We start from the raw sequence: 5,688 nt of genomic DNA, 5'->3' as shown, positions 1-5,688 counted from the left end.
GGCATGGGAGCGCTCCCATGCGGCCTCAATACACACCGGGCGATGCGTCCGAGTCAGGACAATCTAGCCCTAGTTGTCCTGCACCCGTCAAGCCCCTGGTCGGAGCTGGTTCAGTCCGGACCGCCGGCCGCGGGGCCGGCCCGCCGGGTGCCCGGGGGAAGCGTCCCGGTGGCCGCCGCGTGGTCGAGGTACTCCAGCAGCACCCGCCGCAGCTCACGGGCCGCCCGCGGCGGCTCCACGTCCCGGCGGTGCGCCAGGCCGATGGTGCGCTGCAGCCCCTCCCCGGCGAACGGCGTCACCCGGATCAGGCCCCGCCGGTCGGCGACCATGCTGGGCACCACCGCGAGCCCCAGCCCCGCCTCCACGAAGCCGAGCACCGCGTCCATCTCGCCGCCCTCCACGGCGAGCGACGGCTCGAACCCTGCGGCCCGGCAGGCGCCCACGGTGAACTCCCGCAGGTCGTAACCGCGCCGGAACATCACCAGCGGACGCCCGTCCAGATCCGCCACCCGCACCCGCCCGCCGTCCACCAGGGGTGGTGCCCCGGCCGCGGAGACCACCACCAGCTCCTCGCGCAGCAGCTCGGTGGTGGCCAGGGCGGGGTCATGGCTCTGCAGCGGCAGGATGATCAGCGCCAGGTCCAGGCTGCCGGTGGCCAGTTCGCGGACCAGATCCCTGGAGCCGCCCTCCTCCACCAGCAGCCGGATCCCGGGGAAGCGGCGGTGGTAGGCGCGCAGCACCTGCGGCAGCAGACCGGTGCAGAGGCTCGGGGTGGCGCCGACCCGTACCCGGCCGCGCCGCAGCTGGGCCAGCTCCTGCACCTCCTGGCGGGCGGTGTCGGCGTCCGCCAGGATCCGCCGTGCCAGCGGCAGCAGGGCCTCGCCGGCGTCGGTGAGGGCGATGTTGCCCCGGGCCCGGCTGAACAGCTCAGCCCCGAGCTCCCGCTCCAGGGAGCGGATCTGCTGGGAGAGCGACGGCTGGGCGACATGCGCCCGCTCGGCGGCGCGGGTGAAGTGGCGGGTCTCCGCGACCGCCACGAAGTACACAAGCTGCTGCAACTGCACAAGGGCCACGATAGTCCCGGCCTATCGAAACCAGCCGCATCATGTCTTGGACCTGTCATGAACGGCGGCCGTACCGTCCAGGCATGGCACTGGCGACCCGGACGGCGCACCCGTCCGCCCTCCGCACGCTGTGGGGCTCCACCATCGGCAAGAAGACGGTGATGGCCGGCACAGGCGTGATCATGCTGCTTTTCCTCATCGCCCATATGCTCGGCAACCTCAAGATCTTCTTCGGGCCCGGGGACTTCAACAGCTATGCCGCCTGGCTGCGGACGATCGGCCAGCCGGTGCTGCACCACAGCTGGTACCTGTGGCTGCAGCGCACCGCACTGGTCGCCTGTGTGGTGCTGCACGGCGTCGCCGCCTACCAGCTGAGCCGCCGCGACCGGGCAGCCCGCCCCCAGCGCTACGCCCACCGGCAGCCCGCCCGGGGCAGCTATGCGACCCGCACCATGCGATGGGGCGGGGTGATCCTCGGCCTCTTCATCGTCTGGCACATCCTCGACCTGACGACCGGCACCCTCAACCCCCGCGGCGAGGCGGGCCACCCGTACGAGGACATCGTCGCCGACTTCCAGGTCTGGTACGTGGACCTGATCTACATCGCCGCGATGCTCGCCCTCGGCCTGCACATCCGGCACGGCTTCTGGAGCGCGGCGCAGACCCTCGGGGCCAACAGCCGCACCCGCGACCGTGCCCTCAAGGCGGCGGCCAACGTCCTGGCGGCCGTGCTCACCGCCGGTTTCGTGCTGGTGCCGGTGGCCGTGATGACCGGATTGGTGAACTGAGATGACCTCCTACAGCGACTTCACCGTCGGCGCCCCGATCGCCGACACCAAGGCCCCGGACGGGCCGGTCGCCGAGCGCTGGGACCGCCGCCGCTTCGAGGCGAAGCTGGTCAACCCGGCCAACCGCCGCAAGCTCACGGTGATTGTGGTGGGCACCGGACTGGCCGGCGGCGCGGCCGGTGCGACCCTCGCCGAACAGGGCTACCGGGTCGTCCAGTTCTGCTACCAGGACTCGCCCCGCCGCGCCCACTCCATCGCGGCCCAGGGCGGCATCAACGCCGCCAAGGACTACCGCAACGACGGCGACTCGGTGCACCGGCTCTTCTACGACACCGTCAAGGGCGGGGACTTCCGCTCCCGGGAGTCCAACGTCCACCGCCTCGCCCAGGTCTCGGTGCAGATCATCGACCAGTGCGTCGCCCAGGGCGTCCCCTTCGCCCGTGAGTACGGAGGGCTGCTGGACACCCGCTCCTTCGGCGGCGTCCAGGTCTCCCGCACCTTCTACGCCCGCGGCCAGACCGGCCAGCAGCTGTTGCTCGGCGCCTACCAGGCGCTGTCCCGCCAGATCGACGCCGGCGCCGTGGAGATGCACCCGCGCACCGAGATGCTCGACCTGGTGGTGATCGACGGCCGGGCCCGCGGCATCGTGGCCCGCGACCTGGTCACCGGCCGGATCTCGGTCCATCTGGCGGACGCCGTGGTGCTGGCCACCGGCGGCTACGGCAATGTCTTCCACCTCTCCACCAACGCCAAGAACTCCAACGCCACCGCGATCTGGCGGGCCCACCGCCGCGGTGCGTACTTCGCCAACCCCTGCTACACCCAGATCCACCCCACCTGCATCCCGCGCTCGGGCGACCACCAGTCCAAGCTGACGCTGATGAGCGAGTCGCTGCGCAACGACGGCCGTATCTGGGTGCCCCGCGCCAAGGGCGACACCCGGCCCCCGCAGCAGATCCCCGAGCACGAGCGGGACTACTACCTGGAGCGGATCTACCCCTCCTTCGGCAACCTGGTGCCGCGCGACATCGCCTCCCGCGCCGCCAAGAACGTCTGCGACGAGGGCCGCGGGGTCGGCCCCGGCGGCCAGGGCGTCTATCTGGACTTCGCCGACGCCATCGACCGGATGGGCCGGGAGAAGGTCGCCGAGAAGTACGGCAACCTCTTCGAGATGTACGAGCGGATCACCGCGGAGGACCCGTACACCCGCCCCATGCGCATCTATCCCGCCGTGCACTACACCATGGGCGGCCTCTGGGTGGACTACGACCTGCAGACCACCGTCCCCGGCCTGTTCGCCATCGGGGAGGCCAACTTCTCCGACCACGGCGCCAACCGGCTCGGCGCCAGCGCGCTGATGCAGGGACTGGCGGACGGCTACTTCGTGCTGCCCGCCACCATCGGCGACTACCTGGCGCGCCACCCCCACCAGGAGGCCGACCCGGGCCACCCGGCGGTCGCCGAAGCCGTCGCCGACACCGAGGACCGCCTCGCCCTGCTGCTCTCCGTGGACGGCGACCGCACCCCGGAGTCCTTCCACCGGGAGCTCGGCGCACTGCTCTGGGAGGAGTGCGGCATGGCCCGCAACGACGCCGGACTGCGCAAGGCCCTGGACCGCATCCCCCAGCTGCGGGAGGAGTTCTGGCGGCGGGTCAGGGTGCCGGGCACCGGTACCGAGCTCAACCAGCAGCTGGAGAAGGCCAACCGGATCGCCGACCACCTGGAACTGGCCGAGCTGATGTGCCTGGACGCGCTGCACCGCACCGAGTCCTGCGGCGGCCACTTCCGTGAGGAGTCCCAGACCCCCGACGGTGAGGCCCGGCGCGACGACGAGCACTTCTCCTATGTGGCCGCCTGGGAGCACGGCGGGGACGGAGCCCCGGTGCTGCACCGCGAGGAGCTGGCCTTCGAGTACGTCCACCCCACCCAGCGGAGCTACGCGTGAACCTCACCCTGCGCATCTGGCGCCAGCGCTCGTCCGAGCAGGCCGGCGCGATGACCACCTACGAGGTCCGGGACATCAGTCCGGACATGTCCTTCCTGGAGATGCTGGACGTCCTCAACGAGGAGCTGATCCTGCGCGGGGAGGATCCGGTGGCCTTCGACCACGACTGCCGCGAGGGCATCTGCGGTGCCTGCGGCATGGTGATCAACGGACAGGCCCACGGCCCCGAGCGGACCACCACCTGCCAGCTGCACATGCGGCACTTCCAGGACGGCGACACCATCGATGTCGAACCCTGGCGGGCGGCGGCCTTCCCGGTGGTCAGGGACCTGGTGGTGGACCGCTCCGCGTTCGACCGCGTCATCGGCGCCGGCGGCTACATCACCGCGCCCACCGGATCGGCGCCCGAGGCGCACGCCACCCCGGTGCCCAAGGAGGCCGCCGACACCGCCTTCGAGCACGCGGAGTGCATCGGCTGCGGGGCCTGTGTGGCGGCCTGCCCCAACGGCTCGGCGATGCTCTTCACCTCCGCCAAGGTGGTCCACCTGAACTCGCTGCCGCAGGGCGCGCCCGAGCGGGAGTCCCGGGTGCTGGGCATGGTGGCGGCCATGGACGAGCAGGGGTTCGGCGGCTGCACCAACACGGGGGAGTGCGCCACGGCCTGCCCCAAGGGCATCCCGCTGCCGTCCATCGCGGCCATGAACCGGGAGTACCTCCGGGCGCTGCGCAAGGGCGCCCCGGGCCGGGTGTGAGGCGGTCGGGCCCGCGCCCGCGCCGCGCCGGGCGGGCCGCCCCGGACCGTCCGGGGTGGCCCGCCCGCCGGGTGGGTCAGCCGAAGGTGAACCAGTTGAGGTTGACGAAGTCGGCCGGCTGCCCGCTGTCGAAGGTCAGATAGACGTCCTGGACACCGGTCACCCGGCTGATGTCGGCCGGTACGGTCCGCCAGGTCTGCCAGCCCCCGGTGGACGCGACCGCGAAGCCGCCGAGCGGGGGAGCGGTGGGGCTGCCCAGACGGACCTGCACCAGGCCGCTGATCCCGGCCGCCGCCCCCGAGGCCACCCGGGCGGTGAAGCGGGTCGCCCCGGCGCTGCCGAAGTCCACCCCCGAGTACTTCAGCCAGTCGCCGTTGGCCAGCCAGCCCACGTCGCTGCCGCCCCCGGTGTCGGAGCAGGCCTCCACCGAGGTCCCGGACTGGGCGCTGAAGGACTCGGCCTGGATGGTGCCGAAGGCGCCGACACCGCCGGCGGTGGGGGTCGGCGTGGGGCTGGTGCCGCCACCGCCCGTCCCGCCGCCGACGGTGATGGTGAACCGGCTGGGCGTGCCCGACTGCACCTTGCCCTCGAAGTCCACCCCGGCCGGGTGGACGTCGTCGTACGGGAAGGCGTAACCCAGTCCGTCGGGTGTGGTGGAGTGCAGGATCCGGGCGTAGTGGTTGGTGCGGGCCTGGGTGTAGAAGGCCGCGGGGTTCTCGGCGTCGGGCTGGTCGGGGTTGGCCAGCAGGGTGGTGCGGTTGAGGGCGGCGGCAAGGCGGGCGCTGAGGTTGCCCATCTCGTCGTTGCCGGTGGTGAAGGGGGCGTCGCTGCAGGAGAAGACCGCCAGGGTGGAGGGCTTGGTGAAGCTGCCCACGCCGGGGAAGTTCAGCACGCCGCCGGAGACCCGGCCGGTCGCGGTGCCCCAGCTGAACTGGGTGTCGATCCGCAGGTCGGTGGTGCTGTACTTGTTCCAGACCTGGTTGACGTAGTCGTCGAAGTAGCCCGCGAAGAGTGAACTGTTGCCGCGGATGGCCAGGTTGGGGCTGAGCACCCGCAGGTCGGAGCCGCCGGAGCTGACGATCAGCCGGCTCCAGTCGCTGCCGTCCGCCGCCGACTGGGCGCGCAGCGCGGCGGCCACC

At 72.0% G+C, this 5,688-nt stretch carries 5 protein-coding genes; 3 read left to right on the top strand and 2 right to left on the bottom strand.

Going from position 1 to position 5,688, the window contains the following annotated elements:
- Positions 1-110: 110 nt before the first annotated feature.
- Positions 111-1,064 (bottom strand): LysR family transcriptional regulator, encoded by a 954-nt coding sequence (locus AOK09_RS01945; RefSeq protein ID WP_055585327.1) that lies wholly within the window; start codon positions 1,062-1,064, stop codon positions 111-113.
- A gap of 83 nt (positions 1,065-1,147) precedes the next feature.
- Here AOK09_RS01945 and AOK09_RS01940 point away from each other — a divergent pair, with 83 nt between their 5' ends.
- Genes AOK09_RS01940 through AOK09_RS01930 form a run of 3 tightly spaced genes read left to right on the top strand, consistent with a single transcriptional unit; the run spans position 1,148 to position 4,549 of the window.
- Positions 1,148-1,852: a succinate dehydrogenase cytochrome b subunit gene (locus tag AOK09_RS01940; protein ID WP_055585326.1), complete on the top strand. Its 705-nt coding sequence runs from the start codon at positions 1,148-1,150 to the stop codon at positions 1,850-1,852.
- Position 1,853: 1 nt separating this feature from the next.
- Complete coding sequence (locus tag AOK09_RS01935) at positions 1,854-3,797, top strand: fumarate reductase/succinate dehydrogenase flavoprotein subunit (RefSeq protein WP_055585325.1); 1,944 nt, start codon at positions 1,854-1,856, stop codon at positions 3,795-3,797.
- Entirely contained in the window at positions 3,794-4,549 is a 756-nt protein-coding gene (locus AOK09_RS01930; RefSeq protein WP_055585324.1) for a succinate dehydrogenase/fumarate reductase iron-sulfur subunit, read from the top strand. Before AOK09_RS01935 ends, AOK09_RS01930 begins: the two co-directional genes overlap by 4 nt.
- Positions 4,550-4,625: 76 nt before the next feature.
- Here the strand turns inward: AOK09_RS01930 and AOK09_RS01925 are convergent.
- Positions 4,626-5,688: beta-1,3-glucanase family protein (locus AOK09_RS01925; RefSeq protein WP_157875765.1), on the bottom strand; the 1,063-nt coding region annotated here is incomplete at its 5' end.

This window comes from Peterkaempfera griseoplana, assembly GCF_001418575.1.
Taxonomy (GTDB): Bacteria; Actinomycetota; Actinomycetes; order Streptomycetales; family Streptomycetaceae; genus Peterkaempfera; species Peterkaempfera griseoplana.
The sequence above is the reverse complement of the archived record's forward strand: the minus strand, read 5'-3'. Positions and strand labels throughout refer to the sequence as shown.